Annotated in this window: 19 protein-coding genes; 8 read left to right on the top strand and 11 right to left on the bottom strand. The window is 56.2% G+C overall.

Features of this window, described 5'->3' with window-relative positions:
- Window positions 1-90 precede the first annotated feature (90 nt).
- The 3 genes from FJ695_RS02550 (at window position 91) to FJ695_RS02560 (ending at window position 3,649) form a co-directional block, all read left to right on the top strand.
- Window positions 91-969 carry a helix-turn-helix transcriptional regulator gene (locus FJ695_RS02550; RefSeq protein WP_247653780.1) on the top strand — a complete coding sequence of 293 codons (879 nt, stop codon included), beginning with the start codon at window positions 91-93 and terminating at the stop codon, window positions 967-969.
- 19 nt (window positions 970-988) lie between these two features.
- Complete coding sequence (gene tsaA / locus FJ695_RS02555; RefSeq protein WP_141183979.1) at window positions 989-1,456, top strand: tRNA (N6-threonylcarbamoyladenosine(37)-N6)-methyltransferase TrmO; 468 nt, start codon at window positions 989-991, stop codon at window positions 1,454-1,456.
- An 87-nt stretch (window positions 1,457-1,543) separates the two neighbouring features.
- A complete protein-coding gene (locus tag FJ695_RS02560; protein WP_141183980.1) occupies window positions 1,544-3,649 on the top strand; it encodes a 3-hydroxyacyl-CoA dehydrogenase NAD-binding domain-containing protein in 2,106 nt (701 codons plus the stop codon).
- A gap of 180 nt (window positions 3,650-3,829) precedes the next feature.
- Here the strand turns inward: FJ695_RS02560 and FJ695_RS02565 are convergent, their stop codons facing one another.
- The 9 genes from FJ695_RS02565 to gcvA all read right to left on the bottom strand — a co-directional run bounded on the left by FJ695_RS02565 (window position 3,830) and on the right by gcvA (window position 13,001).
- Window positions 3,830-4,618, bottom strand: a complete 789-nt coding sequence (locus FJ695_RS02565; RefSeq protein ID WP_141183981.1) for an SDR family NAD(P)-dependent oxidoreductase — start codon at window positions 4,616-4,618, stop codon at window positions 3,830-3,832.
- Window positions 4,611-5,636: a phosphotransferase family protein gene (locus FJ695_RS02570; RefSeq protein WP_141183982.1), complete on the bottom strand. Its 1,026-nt coding sequence runs from the start codon at window positions 5,634-5,636 to the stop codon at window positions 4,611-4,613. Before FJ695_RS02570 ends, FJ695_RS02565 begins: the two co-directional genes overlap by 8 nt.
- Window positions 5,637-5,646: 10 nt before the next feature.
- The gene (locus FJ695_RS02575; RefSeq protein ID WP_141183983.1) at window positions 5,647-6,879 is read right to left on the bottom strand and encodes an acyl-CoA dehydrogenase family protein; all 1,233 of its coding nucleotides are present in this window, start codon (window positions 6,877-6,879) and stop codon (window positions 5,647-5,649) included.
- 10 nt (window positions 6,880-6,889) lie between these two features.
- Window positions 6,890-7,876 carry a nitronate monooxygenase family protein gene (locus tag FJ695_RS02580; RefSeq protein ID WP_141183984.1) on the bottom strand — a complete coding sequence of 329 codons (987 nt, stop codon included), beginning with the start codon at window positions 7,874-7,876 and terminating at the stop codon, window positions 6,890-6,892.
- Window positions 7,877-7,911: 35 nt separating this feature from the next.
- The gene (locus tag FJ695_RS02585; RefSeq protein WP_141183985.1) at window positions 7,912-8,400 is read right to left on the bottom strand and encodes a MaoC family dehydratase; all 489 of its coding nucleotides are present in this window, start codon (window positions 8,398-8,400) and stop codon (window positions 7,912-7,914) included.
- Window positions 8,397-9,218 (bottom strand): SDR family NAD(P)-dependent oxidoreductase, encoded by an 822-nt coding sequence (locus FJ695_RS02590; RefSeq protein ID WP_141183986.1) that lies wholly within the window; start codon window positions 9,216-9,218, stop codon window positions 8,397-8,399. Before FJ695_RS02590 ends, FJ695_RS02585 begins: the two co-directional genes overlap by 4 nt.
- Window positions 9,215-10,837, bottom strand: a complete 1,623-nt coding sequence (locus tag FJ695_RS02595; protein WP_141183987.1) for a long-chain fatty acid--CoA ligase — start codon at window positions 10,835-10,837, stop codon at window positions 9,215-9,217. Before FJ695_RS02595 ends, FJ695_RS02590 begins: the two co-directional genes overlap by 4 nt.
- A 306-nt stretch (window positions 10,838-11,143) precedes the next feature.
- Window positions 11,144-12,052, bottom strand: coding sequence for a lipid kinase YegS (gene yegS, locus FJ695_RS02600; protein ID WP_141183988.1), 909 nt, complete (start codon window positions 12,050-12,052; stop codon window positions 11,144-11,146).
- A 25-nt stretch (window positions 12,053-12,077) separates the two neighbouring features.
- The gene (gene gcvA / locus FJ695_RS02605) at window positions 12,078-13,001 is read right to left on the bottom strand and encodes a transcriptional regulator GcvA (protein WP_141183989.1); all 924 of its coding nucleotides are present in this window, start codon (window positions 12,999-13,001) and stop codon (window positions 12,078-12,080) included.
- A gap of 165 nt (window positions 13,002-13,166) precedes the next feature.
- Here gcvA and FJ695_RS02610 point away from each other — a divergent pair, with 165 nt between their 5' ends.
- From FJ695_RS02610 to FJ695_RS02620, 3 genes are all read left to right on the top strand, one after another.
- Window positions 13,167-14,384 (top strand): acyl-CoA dehydrogenase, encoded by a 1,218-nt coding sequence (locus FJ695_RS02610; RefSeq protein WP_141183990.1) that lies wholly within the window; start codon window positions 13,167-13,169, stop codon window positions 14,382-14,384.
- A 58-nt stretch (window positions 14,385-14,442) separates the two neighbouring features.
- Window positions 14,443-15,624, top strand: coding sequence for an FAD-binding oxidoreductase (locus FJ695_RS02615; RefSeq protein ID WP_141183991.1), 1,182 nt, complete (start codon window positions 14,443-14,445; stop codon window positions 15,622-15,624).
- A gap of 337 nt (window positions 15,625-15,961) precedes the next feature.
- The gene (locus tag FJ695_RS02620) at window positions 15,962-16,807 is read left to right on the top strand and encodes an ABC transporter substrate-binding protein (protein WP_168206239.1); all 846 of its coding nucleotides are present in this window, start codon (window positions 15,962-15,964) and stop codon (window positions 16,805-16,807) included.
- A gap of 30 nt (window positions 16,808-16,837) precedes the next feature.
- Here FJ695_RS02620 and FJ695_RS02625 read toward each other — a convergent pair whose 3' ends face one another.
- Window positions 16,838-17,818 (bottom strand): N-formylglutamate amidohydrolase, encoded by a 981-nt coding sequence (locus tag FJ695_RS02625; protein ID WP_141183993.1) that lies wholly within the window; start codon window positions 17,816-17,818, stop codon window positions 16,838-16,840.
- A gap of 370 nt (window positions 17,819-18,188) precedes the next feature.
- Between FJ695_RS02625 and FJ695_RS02630 the strand changes: the two genes are divergently transcribed.
- Complete coding sequence (locus FJ695_RS02630; protein ID WP_141183994.1) at window positions 18,189-19,367, top strand: alanine--glyoxylate aminotransferase family protein; 1,179 nt, start codon at window positions 18,189-18,191, stop codon at window positions 19,365-19,367.
- A gap of 19 nt (window positions 19,368-19,386) precedes the next feature.
- Here FJ695_RS02630 and pap read toward each other — a convergent pair whose 3' ends face one another.
- Window positions 19,387-20,853 carry a polyphosphate:AMP phosphotransferase gene (pap, locus tag FJ695_RS02635; RefSeq protein WP_168206240.1) on the bottom strand — a complete coding sequence of 489 codons (1,467 nt, stop codon included), beginning with the start codon at window positions 20,851-20,853 and terminating at the stop codon, window positions 19,387-19,389.
- A 221-nt stretch (window positions 20,854-21,074) separates the two neighbouring features.
- On the opposite strand from pap, the gene FJ695_RS02640 reads away from it, so the two are divergent.
- On the top strand, window positions 21,075-23,108 hold the full coding sequence (locus FJ695_RS02640) for a bifunctional DedA family/phosphatase PAP2 family protein (protein ID WP_141183995.1): 2,034 nt from the start codon (window positions 21,075-21,077) through the stop codon (window positions 23,106-23,108).
- Window positions 23,109-23,202 lie beyond the last annotated feature (94 nt).

Below are 23,202 nucleotides of genomic sequence, written 5' to 3' on the forward strand. Positions count from 1 at the left end.
TCTTTAAGACAATCAGGTGGAGCGGCGCTCTGTCCCCTGTGCAAGTCTTTGATGATCCGGTAAGTTCCGCTTCGATCTATGGGGACGCATGTGACACAGACTGACGGACAGCAGCCGGATTATCTAACGACACGCGAGGTCGCCGACCTCCTGCGTGTCAAGGAACGCAAGGTCTATGATCTTGCGGCTGCAGATGAAATCCCGCATAGGCGGATCACCGGAAAACTGTTGTTCCCCGCATCCGAAATCCGTGCCTGGATTGAAGGGTCCGGTTCACTGGTGCCCGAAGATCGCCCGGCGGTTGTCACAGGGTCCCACGACCCGCTGCTTGACTGGGCCATTCGGGATTCGGCCTGCGGCCTGGCCACCCTGTTCAACGGCAGCCGCGATGGCCTTGATTGTTTTGCCGAAAACGGCGCCGCCCTTTCCGGGCTACACATCCCGGAAGACGATGGCTGGAACAAAAAATCGGTTGCCGGGCTTGGCATAGGTTATTGTGTTCTTATCGGCTGGGCCGTGCGCAAACGCGGCCTGTTGTTGTCGGACGCAGCACAGGGATCTGTAAGCTCCATTGCGGATTTGAAGGAAAAACGTGTGGTCCGCCGCCAACCTGGGGCTGGCGCCGCCGCGCTTTTTGTAAAGCTTCTTCAAGATGCCGGGCTGGACGAAACCGATCTTCTACCATCCGGCGGTTATGCACATACAGAGAGCGAAGCGGCTGCGGCCGTTGCCAGCGGGGATGCGGACGCCGCTCTGGGCGTTGAAGCCATGGCACGGCAATACAAACTCGGGTTTGTGCCACTGATGGACGAAGGGTTTGATCTTCTGATCGACAGAAAATCTTACTTTACCGGTCCCGTGCAGCGCCTCTTGAGTTTTACCCAAACAGAGCAGTTTCAAAGCAAGGCCGAGACTATGGGCGGTTATGATCTCAGCCCACTTGGCCGCGTCCGCTGGCTCTCTCCATAACGACTGAAACCCGGAACCCATGACAGATATCCGTCCACACGAAGTTTTTGTCCCCACAACACCGCCAGACGATGCCCAATTGCGGTTTATCGGTAAGATCCACACGCCGTGGAACGACCGCAAAGAGTGCCCGCGTCGCGGTGATCCGGATGAGGGACCTCTTTGCAAAATCGAGATTTATGAGCCCTGGGTTCAGGCCCTGAAAGGTGTGGAATCCTTCGACAGCATGGAAGTGTTATACTGGCTGGATCAGGCACGGCGGGATCTGGTGATCCAAAATCCGGCGCATTCCGGCGACGTGCGTGGCACTTTTGCCCTGCGCTCGCCGAACCGGCCAAACCCGATCGCAACGTCAATGGTCAAACTTGTTTCGGTTGAGGGTCCGATGCTCACAGTACGTGGCTTGGATTGCCTGAATGGGACACCCTTGGTCGATCTGAAACCCGACCGCTGCGCCTTTACCGACAAACCACGGTCCAACGGCTGATCCACGGAACAAACGCCTTTTTGGTGGCTTGACAGACGCTCCGTAAGATTGCCAATCCTTGGGCCACAATCAATTGGGAGGGTTCTTATGGGAACGGCACCGCAGGCTCCGGTCAGCACAGTGAATGACGTGGTTTCCGTTGAAAAACGGGGCGCTATTGCGCTGATTGCGCTTAATAATCCGCCGGTGAATGCGGCATCTCATGCCCTGCGCCAGGGCATTCAACAGGCCGTCGAAGCTCTCCAAAAAGACCCAGATGTCGAAGCTATCGGCCTCTATGGCGAGGGCCGAACTTTCATTGCCGGCGCCGATATTCGCGAGTTCGGCAAACCACCCCAGGACCCTTGGCTGCCGGACCTCTGCAGCTTCCTGGAAAACTCGGAAACACCAATCGTCTGCGTCATCCACGGCACCGCGCTTGGCGGTGGGCTGGAAGTCGCGATGAGCTGTCATGCCCGCATTGCGCTGCCGGGAACCAAAGTTGGCCTTCCAGAAGTAACGCTTGGCATTTTGCCGGGCGCCGGCGGCACCCAGCGTGCGCCGCGCCTTGCTGGCGTTGCGGCATCGCTTGACATGATCACCAGCGGCAAACCGATTTCAGCCGACAAAGCGCTTGAGATCGGGCTGATCGACAGAATTGAAGATGGATCGCCGCGCGACATTGCACTCCAAGCCGCTCAAGAGCTGGCGGCAGCCACCTTGATCCATTGCAGGACGGGAAATCTGGAAACAAACCCGGATCCAGAAGCCATTGCAGCCGTGCGGCAAAAACTTCAGAAAACCCAACCGCTGCTGTTTTCGCCGCACAAATGTGTCGATGCAGTCGAAGCCAGCACGCTGCCGCTTGCTGAAGGCCTGAAAAAGGAACGAGGCTATTTCCAGGAATGTATGGAAAGCCCGCAGCGGGCCGGTCTGATCCATGCATTTTTCGCCGAACGCGCCGTTGCGAAAATCCCCGAAGCCAAAGAAACACCGCGCGAGATTGGCAGTATCGGCGTAATCGGTGGCGGCACCATGGGCTCCGGAATTGCGACGGCCTGTTTGCTGGCCGGTTATGACGTCACATTGACCGAACGCGATCAGGCCGGGCTCGATCGCGGACTGGCAACGATCACCAAGAACCTTGAAGGGGCGGTCAAACGCGGCAAGCTGGCAGCCGACAAAAAAGACCTGATCCTGTCTGGAAAACTGTCGTCGGCCGTAGACCTCAGCGCCCTATCCCAAGCAGACCTGATAATCGAGGCCGTTTTTGAAGAAATGGACGTGAAGCGCAGCATCTTCACGGAGCTCGACAAGGTGGCGAAAGACGGCGCGGTGCTGGCGTCCAACACCTCCTATCTCGACATCGACGAGATCGCCTCCGTCACCAACCGGCCGCAGGACGTGATCGGCCTGCACTTCTTCTCGCCAGCCCATGTCATGCGCTTGCTTGAGGTCGTTGCCGCCAACAAGACCGCGCCTGATGTGGTCGCGACCGGCTTTGCCCTGGCCAAGAAACTGAAAAAAGTTGCTGTCCGCGCTGGTGTTTGCGACGGCTTCATCGGCAACCGCATCCTGTCTTTCTATAAGCGCGCAGCGGACTACATGATGATGGACGGCGCTTCGCCGGTGGAAATCGATACCGCGATGACCGATTTCGGTTTTGCCATGGGGCCTTATCAAGTCTATGACCTTGCCGGGCTCGACATCAGCTGGGCCACCAACAAACGGCGCGCGGCGACTCGTCCCGCAATTGAACGCTACATTCCGATCCTCGACCGGATTTGCGAAGAGGGCTGGTTCGGCCGCAAAACCGGACGCGGTTTCTACATCTATGACGACGACGGCATCCGCCCGAATCCGGACGCGCTCAAGATCATCGATGAAGAACGGGCAAAAGCCGGTATCACGCCGAAGAAATTCACACCGGAGGAAATCGTCAGCCGGTTCATAACGGCAATGATTTCTGAAGCGATCCGGGTGCTGGAAGACGGCATCGCGCTGAGGCCAATCGACATCGATGCGGTCTATCTCTTTGGCTATGGCTTCCCGCGCTTCCGCGGCGGCCCGATGCACACAGCCGACCAGATTGGTGCGGCGGAACTGGTCAAACGGATCGAAAAATTCGCCCGCGAAGATGGGTATTATTGGCAAGTTCCAGGTCTTCTCCGCCACATGGCTGAAACCGGCGGAAGCTTTGCTGAAAAGAATTAGCCGCTAAATGCTGCCCTTGAAGCCAGCCCCTTCAAACATCCTCTCCGGATTTGTCGCCCCAGCGAAGGCTGGGGCCCAGTAATCTCAAGAATAGCTATTCTTGTAAGTCTCTGACGTCCTCGAGTACTGGATCCCAGCCAGCGCTGGGATGACATTCTTGGTGAGGGTGGCTCCGCAACGTTAAACCGCAGTCAGGCCGCCATCGACCGAGATGGCCTGACCGTGGACCGCTGTGTTGTCGGAGGCCGCAAGCCAGAGCACTGCCGATATAACCTCTTCTGACCGAATGACCCGGCCCATGGGGCTGCGTTTTGTGAAAGCCGCATCAATCTCGCCGACCGGTCTGTTCTGGCTTTCCGCCATGGCTTCTGAAAAATTCTGATACATCGCGGTTTGTGCAAAAGACGGACACACCGCATTGATGCGCACACCGGTTCGCCCGGTCTCATCTGCAGCAGATCGGGTCAGGCCGATGACCGCGTGTTTTGAGGCCGCATAGGCCGACAACATCCCCGCGCCGACCAGGCCACCGGCCGAGGCCATGTTGATGATGGCGCCCCGGCCGGCCTTCTGCATCACCGGGATCTGATACTTCATGCCCAGAAACACGCCGCGCACATTGACGGCAAACATCCGGTCGAGATCTTCGACAGGTAGGCTGGTCAACGGTTTGAGATCATGACAAATCCCGGCGTTATTGAAGGCAATGTCGAGGGATCCGAACCGGTCCATGACCTGCCCGATGTGCGCTTTGGTCTGCGTCTCATCACCGACGTCATAGGTTTCAATCCAGACATCCGCTCCGGTCTCCTGAAGCTCCGCCTTGATCCGCTCAAGACCCGCTTCGTCCCGGTCCGACAAAGCCAGCCGGGCGCCGGATTCAGCGAATTTCCGCGCAGCTTCTGCCCCGAACCCACCAGCGGCGCCGGTGATCATCACTGTTTGACCAGAAAATCTCTGTTCAGCCATGCTGGATTGCCTCCAGGCCGCCCGCTGCAAACATTGGAACGGCCTTCCCCAATCTCAAGCCTTGTTCTGGATTGGAAGCATTGCCGTCGAGCGCGCGTTTTTTGACGCCTTGCAGAATGGCGCCCATGCGGAAGAAACAGAACGCTAGATAGAAACCAAAATCCGGAATGCCGGAAAGCCCCATGCGGGCGCAATAAGCTTCGACAAACTCTTGATCTTCCGGGATGCCCAGCGCTTTCCGGTCAACACCGGCAAGGCCGCGGCCTTCTTTGCCGGTCGGGCACTGCCACTGCATGATCAAAGCCGCCAGATCGGCAAAGGGATGGCCGATGGTCGAGAGTTCCCAATCCAGCACCGCAACACATTTGGGGCTGTCTTCGGCAAACAGCATGTTATCGATCCGATAGTCGCCATGAACCAGGGTTCTGCGGCCGTCGTCCTCAGGAATGTTGCTGTCCAGCCAGGCGATCAGCTCATCCATTTCCGGAATGGTCCCGGTTTCACTGGCCCGGTACTGCTTGGTCCAGCGATCAATCTGACGGCGATAATAGTTTCCGGTTGGACCGAAGTCTGACAAACCAACAGCCTCCAGATCCACCGAATGGATCGCGGCCAGAACCCGGTTCATTTCGGCATAGATCGCGGACCGGGTGGTATTATCGACTTCCTGAATTCTCGGATCATCGAAGTTCCGGCCGGCCACCAAATCCATGATGTAGAAGGATGAGCCGATGACACTGTCGTCCTCACACAGCACGTGCATGTTGGCGACCGGAACGTCTGTCGCCGCCAGCGCTTTTTGCACCCGAAACTCGCGGTCAACCGCATGCGCGGATTTCAGCAATACACCGGGAGGTTTGCGGCGCAAGACATAAGCGCCCGACAGCGAAGTCAGCCGGAAGGTCGGGTTTGACTGCCCCCGGTTGAACTTATCCGCCGACAGCGGCCCTTTAAAGCCTGGCAGGTTGTTTTCCAGCCAGGGTGTCAGCCCTTCAAGATCCAGTCCGGTGGCAGTCATGATCCGGTCCCTAAGTGGCGTTGGAGTATTTGCGCAGTTCGACACGAGCAACCTGCCGGCGGTGCACCGCATCCGGGCCATCGGCAAAGCGCAGGGTCCGGAGATTCGTCCACATGGAAGCCAGCGGGAAGTCCTGGCTGATTCCGGCAGCGCCATGCACCTGCATCGCTTCATCGACAACCTTGAGCGCCATCAGAGGCGCTACAACCTTGATCTTGCTGATCCAGGGCTGTGCTGCCCGAGTACCTTGGGTGTCCATCATCCAGGCGGCTTTCAGACAGAGCAGCCGGGCCATTTCGATTTCCATACGCGCATTGGCGATGATGTCGTGGTTGGCTCCAAGATCTGCCAGTTTCTTGCCAAAGGCTTCGCGGCTGAGCGCCCGTTTGCACAAAAGCTCCAACGCCCGTTCCGCCTGGCCGATGGCGCGCATGCAGTGATGAATGCGGCCCGGACCGAGACGGCCCTGCGCCACCTCAAAGCCGCGCCCCCGGCCGAGCACCAGATCAGCCTCCGGCACACGGACGTTGGTGAAGCGGATGTGCATATGGCCGTGCGGGGCATCATCGGTGTTGAAGACATGCATTGGCCGCAGGACTTCCAGCCCCTCCGTTTCCGCTGACAGCAGGAACATGGAGTGGCGACTGTGCTTGTGCGCGTCTGGATCTGTGCAGGCCATGACGATATAGAGCTGGCAGCGGCTGTCGCCGGCGCCACTCGCCCACCATTTGTCGCCATTCAGAATCCAATCATCACCATCTTTGACTGCCGAAAGCGCGATGTTGGTGGCGTCGGAAGACGCTTCATCCGGCTCTGTCATCAGGTAGGCCGAGCGGATTTCGCCATTCAAGAGCGGCTTCAGCCAGCGCTCCTTGTGGGCTTCGGTGCCGTACCGCTCCAGCACCTCCATGTTGCCGGTGTCCGGCGCGTTGCAGTTAAAGACCTCTGCCGCAATCCCGACCTTGCCCATCTCCTCGGCGAGATAGGCGTATTCCACGGTGGTCAGGCCGTAGCCGCGTTCGCTGTCGGTCAGCCAGAAATTCCAAAGCCCGCGTTCCTTGGCCTTGGCTTTCAAGCTCTCAAGAATTTCGATCTGCCGGTCTGTGTGCAAGAACCGGTCGCCGGAGGGATGACGGCCGATTTCGTCATGATATTCGGTGTCGAGTGGGGCAATTTCGGTTTCCACCATCCGGCGGACTTGCTCAATCAGCGGACGCACCCGGTCCGTTACTCCAAGATCCATGTTCATTTCCTCAACAGATTTCGGCGCGCATCCGGGCGATGGCGGCCTCGTATTCTTGTTCCAACCGGTCGACCAGTTTTCCGGTTGGTTCCACAGCCTTGATGGCAGCGATGCCCTGACCTGAACCCCAAATGTCCCGCCAGGCTTTGGGTTGGCTCCCCCCGTCCGGCATTACAGACGGCTGCCATTCGGCTGGCAGGTTGTTTGGGTCCAGGCCGTGCTGGCTGATGGACGCTTTCAGATAGCTCGCAGGGTGACCGGTAAAGAGCGAAGTAAGGAAAACGTCTTCCGACGTCCCCTCCACCATCATCTGCTTGTAATTATCGCTGGCATCGGCTTCTTCCGTGGCCACAAATGGCGATCCGATATAGCCGAGGTCCGCCCCGAGAACCCGGGCTGCCAACAAGGCTTCGCCCGTTGAAATCGACCCCGCAAGCAACAACGGTCCGTCAAACCATTCCCGGATTTCCCGAACGAAAGCAAAGGGTGACAGAGGTCCGGCATGCCCGCCAGCTCCCGAACAGACGGCAATCAGACCGTCCGCCCCTTTGTCGATGGCCTTTCGGGCGTAGGTGTTGTTGACGACGTCGTGCAGGGCAATGCCGCCGCAGGAATGGGCCGCCTCATTGACGTCGACACGAGCCCCCATGGAAGTGATCCAGATCGGCACTTTCCAGCGCGCACATATCTCAACATCACGTTCCAGCCGCTCATTGGATCGATGTACAATCTGGTTCACTGCAAAAGGTGCGGCCGGTTTGTCTGGATTGGCCTGATTGTAGCAGTCCAACTCCTCGGTGATTTCCTTCAACCACGCCTCGAGTACCACGGGCCCGCCAGGTTCGTCCCGGGCATTTAGCGCGGGAAAACTACCGATCACACCAGCCTTGCACTGAGCAATCACCAGCTTGGGGCAGGAGACGATGAAGAGCGGCGCAGCGACGGCCGGCAGCCTCAAGTTTTGCAGAGCTTTGGGCAGCTCCCGTTTTTGCAGCATTGGTCCTCCCACCAACGAAATCCGTTTTCTTGGCCTTAAGTCGAGCCGTCTTTCAGATAAAAGCGGTTGAGCCAGTCCGCGGACAGGGCTGGCCGGTTTTCGCCCTCAATCTCAACAGTCGCAGCCCAGGTAAAATCGAGTTCCGCCGGTTTCAGAGACTTGAGGTTTTTCAAGGTAAAGCGGCCGCGAATGCGCGCACCCGCCTTGACCGGGCTTAAGAACCGCACACGGTCAAAACCGTAGTTGATGCCCATGACAGCACCGGCAATCTTTGGCTGTGCTTCCAGCCCCATTGCAGACAACAGCGAAAGCGTCAGAAACCCATGCGCGATTGTGCCGCCAAACGGTGTTTTGGCGGCGGCAGTTGGATCGACATGAATGAACTGATGATCCTTGGTCACATCTGCAAATCCATCGATCATAGGCTGATCAATAAGATGCCAGGACGAGACACCCACTTCCTGGCCGATGAGGCTCTCGAGAGCCTCAACCGGCAAGACGTTTTCTTGCACGTCCGGGATCACCCATAGGCCTCCTGGAAGAGATCCGGGCCGGTCTCGACATTGATGCCGCCGCTGACCGGGATGATCGCCCCTGTGACATAGCCGCCGCCAGCCCCGCACAGGTACTGCAGTGCGGCCGCAATATCTTCCGGGCAGCCGACACGGCCGAGTGGAACCTGGGCACCAACTTTGCCACGGACATTTTCATCCGCAGTCGCAAAGGCGGTCATCTTGCTGACGAAAGGTCCGGGAGCCAGGGCATTGACCGTAACCCGCCGCCCGGCAAGCTCCTTTGCTAGAATTTTCGTGAGGTGATGGACCGCCGCTTTGGAGGCTGCATAGCTGTAGGCCCGGTCACCATGGGGTGTTTCGCCCATCACAGAGCCGACATTGACCACCCGCGCTGGATTGTCATCTGACGCGGCTGCATCAAGCATCGGCAACAAGCTCTGCGTCAGATGAAAAAGCCCGGTGACATTGAGACGCATCACCCGGTCCCAAGCTTCATAGGGGAATTGGCCAAGCGGCATGCCCCAGCTGGTGCCGGCGTTATTCATCAAGATATCGAGCCGGTCGGCGCGCTTGCCGATTTCTGCAGTGAGCGCAGCTATCCCTTCTTCGGTTGCCACATCACCACTAAAGCCCTCTGCCTTGCCCGAATATCCGAGGTCATTCAGGTCCTCTGCCGCCCGCAAGCAGGCCTCTTCTTTGCGGCTGGCGATGAAGACCCGGGCACCAGCTGCAACCAGACCTTCGGCCGCCATACGGCCAATACCGGTTGCCCCGCCGGTGACCAGGGCAGTCTTGCCGGCAAGGCCAAACAGTTTTTCAGGTGTCATGCAGTCCCCTCAGCGAATTCTTTGCGAAGGGTCAGTTTCGACACCTTGCCGGTTGCGGTCAGTGGCAAGGCATCGACGTAAACAACGTCATCGGGCAGCTGCCATTTGGCAAAATGTTCTGCCAGCATATCGATGAGCTCGTCCTTGTTAGGTTGTGCCCCATCCCGGCCTTGCACAATGAGAAGCGGGCGCTCGTCCCATTTCGGATGCGGAACCGCAATTACTGCGCAACTCGCCACTTCCGGATGGGACATGACGATGTTTTCCAAATCCAGCGAACTGATCCATTCACCACCCGACTTGATCAGATCTTTCGAGCGGTCAGTGATCACCAAAAAGCCGTCATCGGTGATGGCAGCGATGTCGCCGGTGCAAAACCAGCCCTCAGCATCAAACACCTGCTCAGAGGCTTCAGCGTTCTCAAAATAACCGGAGGTGATCGTGTTGCCGCGCACATAGAGATGGCCCGGCGTCTTGCCGTCATGCGGTAGGCGGTTGCCTTCATCATCAACAATCTTCAAGTCCACACCGAAAACCCGTCGGCCCTGGGACTGTTTGCGGTCAATACGGTCGCTCAAGCTCCAGTCGTCCATGCTCGGCGGCAGGTTACCCTGCGTACCTAACGGGCTCATCTCCGTCATGCCCCAAGCATGACAGACATTCACATTTCGACTTTCAAAACCCTCGATTAGCGAGCGCGGTGCGGCGGATCCGCCAACGACAATGTCTCCCAGACCTTCCGGCAAACGGCCTCGCTGATTGATTTCATTCATGAGACCTAGCCAAACTGTCGGAACGCCCCAAGCTGAGAAAACCTTTTCGCGGTCCAGAAGATCAAACAGGCTTTTCCCGTCCAATGCACCGCCCGGGAAAATCATGCTGGCACCGGACAACGGCGCTGAATAGGGCAAGCCCCAGGCATTTACATGGAAGAGCGGCACGACAGGCAGAATTTTGCTGCCTTCTTGAAGCACCTTGGGAAGCGTTACACATAGACTGTAAGCATGCAGAACCGTGGAGCGGTGCGTATAGAGTGTTCCCTTGGGATTTCCGGTAGTGCCGGAGGTGTAACACAGGCCCGCGGCAGTATCTTCGGGGAAGTCCGGCCAGTCCATCGACTGGGACTGACCCTCCAGGATTTCCTCATAACAAAGAACACCATCCAGAGATGTCTCCGGCATATGCGCCCGGTCTGTCATAATGACGACCCTAAGGTCTGCCGGCAGGTGCTCGCGCAGCTTTTCAATGATCGGCACAAACGTCACATCGGTAAACAGCAGCCGGTCCTTTGCATGATTGATGATGTAAATCATCTGCTCGGCCGACAAGCGCGGGTTGATCGTGTGGCAGACGCCCCCGATCCCGGAGATGCCATAATAGAGTTCAAAATGCCGGTAGCCGTTCCAGGCCAGGGTTGCGACCCGGTCGCCAAGCCCGATCCCTAAGCCTTGAAGCCCATGAGCCAATTGCGCGATCCGTCCGGTTGTTTCCTTGTAGGTTGTCCGGTGGATGTCGCCTTCGGTCCTGACCGAAACGATTTCGCTGTCTGGAAACGTATCCGCAGCAAATGTGATGAGGTCCGCAATTTTCAGCGGACGATGCATCATCTGTCCCTTCATGTGTTTCCTCCCAAAAACACTAAAGTAATTATCCCGCGATCATAGGCAGGTTTTTCAAGGTGAGACAAACGTCTCCTTGAGAAAAATGCCCTGCCGCAACGTCGGCCTGACTTGCAGCGCAATCGACTGCCAAACATTCTAAGGTTACGAAGCCGTTCGCAAGCGAATCAATTGCTGGGCGGTACCCACTTAGAAAGTGGCAACACCGTCCGCGGTCACCTTACGGCCAGTCTGAGGCGCCTGATAATTCTACTAAGGATCGAGTTGAAATGCAGTTCAACTGCGCTAGCAGCGGTCGAGGTCGGCTTAGCGAATGAGATTGATCCGGGCCGGATGGGTTTCGATTGCAAGACGAGTTTCATGGAGTGGTTCACCGTCAAGGTTCATCTGGATCTCGTCGCGCGTCTCAATCGTCACCGACCGCACCCGGCGCATGATCGCAATGTCCTGAAGGCGTGCTGGATCGCCCTCGAATAAGACCGCAAGCAATTCCGAGACTTTTCCCCGGTCGGGCATCGGCAGGATGGTCAAGTCCAGCAAACCATCGTCCAATTTGGCTTTGGGGCACAAGCGGATCCCGCCTCCCGCGCGGCGGCCATTGCCAATAGCAAGCGCCAGAAACGCGCCTTCCCATTGAAACCCTTCGGCTTCAATGCGCCCAGCGGAGGCGGCCAATTCTGAAAACCGGTGCAGCCCTGTGAAGAGATAGGCTGCCCCGCCAAACATTTTCTTCAGTTTGGGATCGGTTTGTGAGGTCACCTTGGTGCCAAAGCCGCCGGTTGCCATATTTACAAACACCCGGCCATTCACAGTGCCGATATCGGTCGGCTTTGGCGTCGCCCGGGCGGCAAAACGTAAACACGACATGATATCGGCCGGGTCTAGCCGGATGTGCCGGGCAAAGTCGTTGGCCGTTCCGAGCGGCAAAACTGCAAAAGCAAAGGGTGGAACCTCATTGCCCGGCAACTGACCCAACACACCATCAACCACTTCATGGATCGTGCCGTCTCCGCCAGCACTCACCAGGACGTCGATTTTTGCCTCCTGATGCTCCCGCAATGCCTCTGCTGCAAACCTTTCCGTGTCTCCGGCCTCATACGTCACCCGGACAGAGACTTCATGGCCCATGGCCCGAACCGCTTCGACGGCAGAGCGGACATCAACCCGCCCTGCGGATTTGCCGTTGAGGATGAGGCGCAGGTGACGTTTGTTCAAACTGATCTCCTAAGGTTCAAGGAAATTATCCAGGCAACATGGTTTCGCGATCCGTGCGGGCCGATCTCGCCTCTTCCGCCAGCCATTTGCGGAAGGCGGCCACAACCGGTCGCATGGTCCGGCCTTCCGGATAGACAAAGAAATAGGCTGTCTCATGGCCGGGTGCGATATCGAACAGGCGCACCAAACGGCCAGAGGCCAGTTCCTGTTCAATGAAAAACCGCGGGATCAAGGCAGCACCGGCATGGTGGATCGCCGCTTCCGTGATCATGACGAATTGTTCGAATCGGGCACCTTGAAAGGCTGTGTCCGTTTCTACGCCCGCGCTGTCGAACCATTGCCGCCAGGCCAAAGGCCGGGTCGCCAACTGCAGGCGCGGGACACGCGTTAAGTCTTTTGGTGTACGGATATTGTGCCGGTCTCGGAAAGCCCGGGACGCCACCGGAATGACTTCCTCATCAAACAGCTTTTCTGCAATTGCGCCGGCCCAAACCGGATCACCATGGTGAATTGCCCCGTCGAAGGGTTCTTCGTCAAAGTCAAACGGCTGCAAACGTACACTGAGATTTAATCCAGCATCCGGATATCGGCGGGCGAAGTCAGCAATCCTTGGCGCCAGCCAACGCGTACCGAAGGTTGGTAAAACCGCAAGATTGAGCACGTCCGCACTGCCGGCATAAGACATGACCTGGCGCGTCGCCGCTGTCATTTGCTCCAAAGCACCCCGAATATCATGAAGATAAAGACGCCCCGCATCGGTCAAGACAATGCGTTGACGCACCCGGCGGAACAGCTCCACACCTAGCCGGTCTTCCAGATGACGCACCTGTTTCGAGACAGCCCCTTGCGTCAGATGCAGTTCTTCTGCCGCACGGGTGAAGCTCAAGTGCCTGGCCGCACATTCAAATGCGATCAGCGTATCGGCCGGCGGCACAAAAGCCCGCTTCATCTCTCTTTCCTTCACTTCATTCCATTTCGTCATGAATGATGGAGAAGGTTTCGCTTTTCTGCAAATGAATTTTGGGTATTTTTGCCGGAAATAGAATGACCTGCCCAACTAAGGGTGCCCTTCGAACGATAGCGGCCGGCATATTCGCGGCCCGGGAGATCCATTATGAATGCACCGGCAAATGTAAAATCGTCCCCTGCTGGCGGCGGCACCTTCAATTGGCAGGACCCGTTCCGCCTGCGCGATCAGCTGAAGGAAGACGAGCAGCTGATCATGGATACTGCGCACGCCTATGCGCAGGACAAGCTTCTGCCACGTGTCATTGAAGCTTACCGCGAAGAAAAGACCGACCGGGAAATCTTCAATGAAATGGGCGAACTGGGCCTGCTTGGCGTTACCCTTCCGGAAGAATATGGCGGTGCTGGTGCGTCCTATGTTGCCTATGGCCTGGTGGCACGTGAAGTTGAAAGGGTCGACAGCGGCTACCGCTCCATGATGAGCGTCCAGTCCTCTCTCGTCATGTATCCGATCTACGCCTATGGCTCGGAAGAGCAACGCAAAAAGTACCTACCGAAACTGGCCAGTGGTGAATTTGTCGGCTGCTTTGGCTTGACCGAGCCGGACGCAGGATCTGACCCGGCCGGCATGCGCACCCGTGCAGAAAAAATCGACGGCGGCTACAAGCTCACCGGTTCGAAAATGTGGATCTCCAATTCTCCGATTGCGGATGTCTTTGTGGTCTGGGCGAAATCCGAAGCCCATGATGGCGCCATCCGCGGTTTTGTCCTTGAAAAAGGCATGAAAGGCCTCAGCGCACCGAAAGTTGGCGGCAAACTCTCCCTTCGTGCCTCGATCACCGGCGAAATCGTCATGGACAACGTCGAAGTCGGCGAAGATGCCCTCTTACCGAATGTGTCCGGCCTGAAAGGCCCGTTTGGCTGCCTCAACCGCGCCCGCTACGGTATCGCCTGGGGTTCCATGGGTGCTGCGGAAGACTGCTGGACCCGGGCTCGCCAATACGGCCTCGACCGCGAACAGTTCGGCCGCCCACTGGCACAAACCCAGCTGTTTCAGAAAAAACTGGCCGACATGCAGACTGAAATCTCTCTAGGCCTTCAGGCCGCGCTGCGAGTTGGTCAGCTGTTCGACGCTGGTCAGATGGCGCCAGAAATGATCTCCATCATCAAGCGCAACAACTGTGGCAAGGCCCTGGACATTGCCCGTCAAGCCCGCGACATGCATGGCGGCAACGGAATTTCCGAGGAATACCATGTCATGCGCCATGCCCAGAACCTGGAAACGGTCAACACCTACGAGGGCACGCACGATGTTCATGCCCTGATCCTCGGCCGTGCCCAGACCGGCTTGCAGGCATTTTTCTAAGATTTTTCTTCCTTGAGAAGCGGGCTACTCAGCCCGCTTCATTTTTCTCGGGGGCCAAATGGCAAACCAAACTGCGGATGCCGTGATTATTGGCGGAGCCGTGATGGGCTCGTCTGTGGCGTGCCATCTCGCCCAGCGCGATGATTTTTCCGGACGGATCGTCGTCGTCGAAGCCGACCCAACTTACGAGATCTGTGCGTCCGCCCGGTCTGCGGCCTCCATCCGCCAGCAATTTTCCAGCGCAATCAACATCGAAATTTCGCTCTATGGCATCCGCTTTCTGCGCGAGATCGGCGCTGCACTCGCCGTTGATGGCGACCAGCCCGCCATCGATCTTCATGAAGGCGGCTATCTGTTTCTGGCGACGCCGGACAAACTGTCCATCCTTGAGGAAAATCATAAGCTTCAGCAGGAGCTTGGCGCGAATATCGGGTTTTATGACGCGGCCGGACTATCCGAGAAATTCCCTTGGTTGAACACGGACGATCTAACCGCCGGCTGCCACGGGATCACGGGCGAGGGCTGGTTCGATGGTTACGGCCTGATGCAGGCCTTCCGCAAAAAGGCCCGTTCTCTTGGTGTTGACTATGTGTCCGGAAAAGCAGGTGTTGAACGCACATCGAACAGCGATTGGACGGTCCATCTGCCCGACGGGTCCACCATCAGCACTCCTGTTGTAGTCAACTGTGCGGGTGCGTCTGGGGGCGCCGAAATTTGCCGTCAGGCTGGGATCGACGTGCCCATCGTGGCCAAAAAACGCTGTGTCTTTACCTTCGAATGCCGCGATCAGCTTGAGCGGGTGCCGCTTTTGATCGATCCGACCGGCACCTATGTGCGTCCTGAAGGAACCGGCTATATCTGCGGCTCTGCGCCACCGGAAGATCAGGATCCGGACTGCTCCGATTTTGACGTCGATTACGGTCTATTTGAAGAGCACATCTGGCCGGTTCTGGCTACGCGCGTTCCGGCCTTTGAAGCGATCAAGCCCGGTGCGGCTTGGGCCGGAACCTATGACATGAACCTTTTTGATCACAATGCTTTCCTGGGCACTGTCCCGGATATCGACGGGTTTTATCTGGCACTCGGATTTTCTGGTCACGGGTTACAGCAATCGCCAGCCGTCGGCCGCGGCCTCGCCGAACTGATTGCAGCCGGCAGCTATCAGACCCTTGATCTGACGCCTTTATCTATCGAGCGATTGGCCGCTGACCAGCCGATCATCGAGAAGAACGTGGTCTAGGCGCAAGTTACACAAGGCCATTTTCGCTTTGCCCCAAAGCGAAATAGATCGGCAATTGAATTCCGAAATTGTTTTGATTTTTAAATGAAGGCAGGCTGCCTTTAAGGCCTCGTCAGGTAGACGAAGCTTGGCTGCTCCAACAATGTTCGCGCTCTAGCCCAGTGCAGAAGACAGAAATAGGTCTGGTGAGAGTCTTGCTCGGCGGGTTTTAGGCAGCAAGTCAGCTTCCGTGATAGTATTCAGTTGAAACTGTCTCGTCAGTCTGGTTTTCGAACCGAATTCACCTAAGAGTAATTTTTTGTGTTCATTGAGATTTCTCGCAATGAGGAGAGCTTGGGTGTTTTTTGGGCTAAGTACTAATTCGATATTGCGGCCACAATATTTGACCGGCGCAACTCTGGGCGCCTTTGTGTTTGGGATCGCGACATCTGTACTTCTGCCTTCAAATGTCTATTCCCAAGAAAAGAGCAAATTTTCAATTGTTTATGCTGCCGATTGGCCACCCATATCATACGGAGTCGGCGGAGAGGTCGATGGGATTCTACCGCGTTTGATGGGCAAAATATTTACCGGAAACAATATCGTTGAAGTTGTTCATCATGGACTTCCGTGGGAACGGGCGCAGCATTTGTTTCGCCAGGGGAAGGTCGACGCGATGGTGGCCACGCCCACCACAAAGCGTTTGTCACATTCTGCGCGAAGCGCCGAAATTGCGATCCAAATTCCTTTTCAACCAATTGTTCGTCAGGGCAGCGAACTGGCAGACATAAGCCTGTTTGATGAGGACCTGAGCGCCCTGAAACATTACCGCTTTTGCGATGTTCTCGGGAATGGGTGGGCCAAAGAGTTTTATGGAAAAAGAGATATCAAGTATTCAGTCGCACCAACAATAGAGCATTGTATTCAACAACTTAACTTGAATCGTGTAGACATTGTGATTCATGCCCTTCCAGTATTAGAAGTCATCAGAGCTAAACTTGATTTGGAGATAGAATTGGAGATTCTTGATCTAACAGTAGATGGTGGTCATAGGTTTCCATTGATGGTTTCGAATAAATTCGAAGATCAAAAACGAGTCCTAGACAGTTTTGACACCAAGGTCACAGATTGGCAGCGGACAAACCGGCTAAATGAAATTATGGAAGAATTGGTGAATATGGAGAAGCAAAAAGTAGGATCGTGAATATTCTTACTTATCTATTTGAAATCGAATTCATTCCGCTACTTGCAGAGCCGACTTCGAGCCTTGTCCATCATCACTCTCCGCCTCTTCAGAAGCACCATCTAATACTTCATCAAAACCGTCACTTTCCGGCTCGGCGACAGTCATTTCATCGGCTGGGGACGTTTCCGTTTCTAAATCCTCACCTACCGCCGACCCATCAGCCGATCGAAGAGCCTCACCTTTCATCTCTGCCCAGTCGACCGCCCTGGAAAAACAGTCCTCAAGGAACGCGCTTAGCCTCTGGATGCGGGTTTTGTCCGGTTCAAACGGTGGTGATTCGTGCCGCAGATAGGCCCGCTGGGCAAACAACAACGTCAACGCATGAAGACCCAGGTCCGGCCGCCCAAAGGACTGGGTCAAAAATCCACCCTTCACCATCTCGTCAACGCCAACCGTATAGCCCTTCTGGCTTTTGAAAGAGCCGACCAGCAAATTGCGCAGATCCGGATCGCACGAAGTGCCATCCATGCTGCCAACGCTGATCACCGGCAAACCTTTGTCAGTCACCCCCTTGATCGTTGAGCGCATCGACTGACAATCCAGCACAATAACCTTGTGGTGAAGTTTGAGAAGCCTGTCCACCTGTTGGCGCAGAGCCTTCAGGAAGGGCGTTGAAAACAGCAACACACGTTGTTCGACTTCTGTTTCTCCCGGCTCCTCCCCCTCTAGATAGAGCCGCTTTCCGTCCAGCGTTGTGACAGGACATAATGCGGAGGCCGGATCTTCAGATACATTCAGTGGTGTTTCCGGGTCGCGGTCGAGATCGATGACATACCGCGACACGGTTGATCTAACGACGGTTGCGTCAAGGTCCGGACTGAAACGCATGACATCTTCAAGGCGCCAGGAGACATCCGTCTGCAGCCGCCCGGTCGCATTTAACCGGCGTTCAACAACAGCAGGAATCTCCGTCCCGCTGTGTGGCAGGCATAAAACAAGTGGACTCTGCCCCTCATCTATCAAAATCATGCTGCACCGCCTAATTGACGATCCCGACGTGTCGTTACCTTGGATAATTTCCTTTGCGGAAACAAGACAATTTCGAGCCGCTGTGCCCGCGAGGTCTTCTCACGAGGAGAGCCACCGGGGATCTTTTATTAAATACAACAAATTATTCATTATCGACAAAATACGCACATATCGTCGCAACTGGCAATCAGGCCAATCGATCACAAAGATGGCAATTATCGACGTTGGAGGCAAACATCCATCGGCCTGACAAAGTCCTCTTGACCGGCGCTGATCAGCGCGCGATGTTGCACGAAACCTACCCGGCCCGCGTGGCTGCATTACTTTCAGCTCCGTAAGGGCACAGCCCTAATCACATGAGGACACCGCCATGCCGCTTCGTTATGGCAAGGAATTTTTGATGATTCCGGGACCCACCAATGTTCCGGACGAAGTTTTGCGGGCCATGCACCGGCCAGCAATTGATATCTATGAAGGCCCCTTGCTGGAGACGACGGATTATTGCTTGTCCGGCCTCAAAAAGCTGTTCCGCACAGACGGCAAGACCTACATTTATGCCGCAAACGGCCATGGTGCCTGGGATGCAGCACTGACCAACACCCTAAACAGGGGCGACAAGATCCTTGTTCTCCATTCTGGTCTGTTTGCTGCAGGATGGGGCGAAGCATCCAAACTTCTAAATCTGAATGTCGAAGTGATGCCTGGAAGCTGGCAGGCAGCGGTCGATCCGGTAAAACTGGAAGAGCGTCTTCGGCAGGACACAAACCACGAAATCAAAGCTGTTCTGGTGGTCCAGGTGGACACGGCCTCGGGCGTATGGAACGACATCGCCGCATTACGCAAGGCGATCGACGCTGCCAGTCACCCCGCTCTCTTCATGGTCGACACCATCGCGTCTCTGGGATGCATGCCTTTTGAGATGGACGAATGGGGCGTCGATGTCGCCCTGACAGGGTCGCAGAAGGGATTAATGTCCCCGCCAGGGCTTTCTTTTGTCGCCGCTGGCCCGAAAGCCGACAAAGCCCATGAAACGGCCGATCTTCGCACAAATTATTTCGACTGGACCTTCCGCCAAGGGCCCGTGCACTACCAGAAATATTGCGGCACACCTCCAGAACACATGCTTTTTGCATTCCGCAAAGCATTGGAGATCGTATTCGAAGAAGGGCTCGAACAGGTTTGGCAGCGCCATGCTCTGCTGGCTGATGCGACCAGAGCTGCAGTCACCGAGTGGGCTAAAGGCGGAGGCCTGGAATTCAACATCGAAGATCCACGCAACCGGTCGAACAGCGTGACCGTGGTTCGATTAACGGACAGCAAGCCGGAGCCGCTCAGAACCTTCACCCAGGAAGTCTGCGGGGTCACCATTGGCGGCACGATTGGCGAACTGGAAGATCAAGGCATCCGCATCGCCCATATGGGACATGTCAACGCGGTGATGCTGCTTGGCACACTGTCCACCATCGAACTAGGGATGGCAAAGCTTGGCATTGCGCATGGCAAGGGCGGCGTTCAAGCCGCGATCGACTATCTCGGCGGGGCGTTGTAAAGCGCCTGCCCGCCGGATGTCAGAGCCGCTCTTCCAGCCGGTCGCAAATCGTCCTTAGTACCTTGATCCGTGCATGTTTTTTGTTTTCCGACGAAACAAGCGTCCAAGGGGCATAATGGGTTGATGTCCGGTCAACCATATCCCCGGCTGCAATGGCATATTGGTCCCATTTCAGCCGGTTGCGCCAATCTTCGTCGGTGATCTTGTGTTGCTTGTATGCAGTCTCCTCACGCGCTTTGAAACGCTTGAGCTGCTCTTCTTCGGAAATCGCCAGCCAGAATTTGCAGACGAGGTAACCGAAGTCGGTGAGTTCCTGTTCGAACTCATTGATTTCGTTGTAGGCGCGCAGCCAGTCGTCGTGTCCGGCAAAACCCTCGACCCGCTCAACCAGCACCCGCTCATACCAGGACCGGTCGAAAATCGCGAAATGGCCCTTTCGCGGTAAGCGCCGCCAAAACCGCCACAGATAAGGCCGTGCCTTTTCTTCGTCCGTGGGGGCGGAAATTGGATGAACCTTGTAGATGCGCGGATCAAGCGGCCGGATCACCCGCCGGATCGCGCCGCCCTTGCCGGCGGCATCGTTTCCCTGAAACACCAAAACAACGCCCGTTTTGGACATGGATTTGCGGTCAGACAGCTCCGAGAGTTTTGCCTGATACCGATCCCGAAGCTCTTCGTATTCCTTTTTTTCCAGCGTCTCGGTCAGATCGATCGCATCAACCGCTGTTTCCCGCTTAAGCCCCCCAACGACCGGCGGGGCGGCGACAGAAGTTGGCTCCCCATCTTCGAGCTTAAGTGTCATCGACCGGGCGACCGTTTGCCCCAGCGCCGCATCCCGGTATTCCGGATCTTGCGATGGGATCACAAACCAGGGCGCAAACCCCATGCTGGTTTCCAGGATGATTTTTTCACCTGTCTCACTGGCTTTCTTGTGGTGCTTAACCGCCGCCCAATCGGCAAGCACATGCCGGGCAGCATTTTTCTTTTCAATTTTCTTCAAGCGGTCTTTTTGAACGTCTTTGGGTAGAACAAACCAAAATTTCAGGATCAACACATCTTCATTTGCCAGCATCTCTTCAAATCGACGTATCCGGACAAGCGCCTTTTCAAACGCATCCTCATCGATCTTCTTGTAGATTCTGTCGCGCAAAACCGACTGATACCAGCTGCCGAAGACAATCGCTGTATCCCCTTTTGCCGGCAGATCCCGCCAGTAGCGCCAGAGCGGCGGGCGCAACCGCGCTTCGTCCATGGGGTCTCCGTAGGCGTTACAGACCAGATGGCGCGCATCCATCCAGCCATAAAGCCGGGCCACCGCTTCACCCTTTCCCGCACCATCGAGACCGTCGACCAAGATGAGCGTGGAAAATTGTTTCTTTTCAATGACTGGGAGTTGAGCCGCCAGTAGAGCTTCGCGAATTTCCGGTTCCAATTTCTTAAAGGACTTTTTGGTCATCTTTTGCGGCATGCGCGCTGATTCAAACATCCAGCCCTCCAATTCCGGGTAATCTGAGGACATCTTGAAACAGCATTCACGAAAAAACCACACTTCGACGCGTCCAAGCGCACCTTATGTGGCCGGAAAAAGAAAAATCCCTGTTGGAGGATGCAAACAGCACATATATGAAATCATGCCGAAGCCAAATTCGCGGCCTCGCCCTATTCGAGCATCTATGCCATTGAGCATTTTCAGACCGATGGACTTTCGTGACAGACTTTCTTGATCCCGTCCTGACTTTCATCGCCGACAATCCGTCTTTGGCCGGACTGATTTGTTTCCTGGCGGCAATGGGGGAGGCTTTGTTCCTCATAGGCTTGTTTGTGCCGACCACCGTCGTCCTCGTCGGAGCCGGTACGCTTGTCGGCCTCGGCAAACTCGAGCTGATGCCACTGCTTATTTGGACAACCCTAGGCGCAACCGCCGGCGACGCAGTCTCTTATTGGATCGGCTGGAAGTTCAAGGACACGATCAAAAACATTTGGCCGCTCTATAAATACCGAAGCATGATCGAAAGCGGCGAAGAATTCTTCAAACGGCACGGTGGCAAGAGCGTGTTCATCGGCCGTTTCGTTCCTGGTGTAAAATCCGTGGTTCCCGGTATCGCCGGCATGGTCGGCATGAATTTCACCCGCTTTTCAGTGGTGAATGTGACGTCTGCCGTCGCCTGGAGCATCGCTCACATAGCGCCCGGAGTTATTGCCGGATCGGCACTTCATGCCATTAGCCAAATCAGCGTCAGGCTTGCGTTGGTACTGGGTGCGCTGCTGTTCATCGTCTTTCTCAGCGTCATGCTGGGCCGGTGGCTGATCCTGATCATCCTTCCCTTGTTTCCGAATGCGCATGCGGCAATCGCTCGCTGGTTCTCACGGCGGCCGGATCGGATCTCACAATGGATCGGGCATAATTTTGACCCAGCCCATCCGCGCTCAACTGGTATGCTGGCCTCCACGATCATTTTGCTGGTCTCGATGCCAGCCTTTTTCTGGCTGATCGGCGAAGTGGCACCAAACGAGCCGATGGTGCGGGCCGATCTTGCGATCCTCAATCTGTTCGACAGCTTGCGCACACCGCTTGGCGACAAGATCATGGTTTTCATGACAACGCTCGGGGACGGCGTCGTCGTCACCGCGGTCGCAGTTGCTGTTGCGCTTTATCTGTTTGCCAAAAAAGCCTGGCGCCGGGGCATCGGTTTTGTCATTGCCATTGCAGGCACAGCAATCTTCGTTCCGCTTCTCAAGCTCATGCTGCACCGCTCGCGGCCAATGGAACTCTATACCGGCGCCGATGCCTACAGCTTTCCAAGTGGACACGCGACACTAAACGCGGTCCTGTTTGGCATCTGTGCGGTTCTAATTGCCCATGAGCGGAGCCGCTGGGCTAAAGCTGCCATATTCTCGGTTACCGTCACCTATGTGATCGCGATCGGCTTTTCCAGGATCTATCTTGGCGCCCACTGGATGTCGGATGTTCTGGCTGGCCTTTTGTTCGGAACTGCAATTGTTTCCGCCTTCGCCTTCGTTTTTGGTCCCATTCATAACGAAAAGATCGGCCGGCTGACTGTTGCAGGAATCGTTTGTGCCGTGCTTGCCGGGTTCGGCGGCTGGCACGTCCATCGTTCATTTGATGCGGCTCTGGTGACCTACGCGCCTCAAGTCCATAAAGAAATCCTGCAAGCAGCCGATTGGCGCCAGACCACGTGGCGAAGCCTGCCTGCACAGCGGATCGGGTTGAACGGCGATGCTGAAGAGCCGCTGGTGATCCAATATGCCGGGTCGCTCTCGGACTTTGCCGGATTGGTCGAAAAGGACGGATGGGTGCGTCCGCCGAAATGGTCACTTTCCACCGCCGGCGGATTTGTCGAAGGCGAAACTCCGCCAGACTCGCTGCCGATCCTTCCGCGCAGTCAGAACGGGCGTCAGCCGGCACTCGTGCTGATCCGCAATGATCCGAAAACTGCGAAAGGCGGGCGGTGGGTCTTACGCCTCTGGCCGAGCCGGTTCGAAATCATGGAAGGTGGCACACTTGAACCACTTTATGTTGGAAGTGTCGTCCATGAAGACATTCTGCGACCTATGGGTGAGTTCTCCGGGCCCAAGACAGATCGCGACCTTCCGGACGCTGACAACAATCCTGCCCGGCTTGTGCCAGGTGCCGTTGTCCGTCAAAGGCCCGGCGGCACCCCGGTGGTTCTGGCGCGCAGGCCTGAGCAACCAGGTTTGGCGTCACAGACAGGCAACTAAAACCTTTGCACGTCAACAGCCCGAATTTGAATGAATGCTAATTCGGGACTGTACTTCTTTCTACTCAAGTGCTTGATTAAATTTATCTTTGGTA

This window comes from Labrenzia sp. PHM005, from assembly GCF_006517275.1.
GTDB lineage: Bacteria > Pseudomonadota > Alphaproteobacteria > Rhizobiales > Stappiaceae > Roseibium.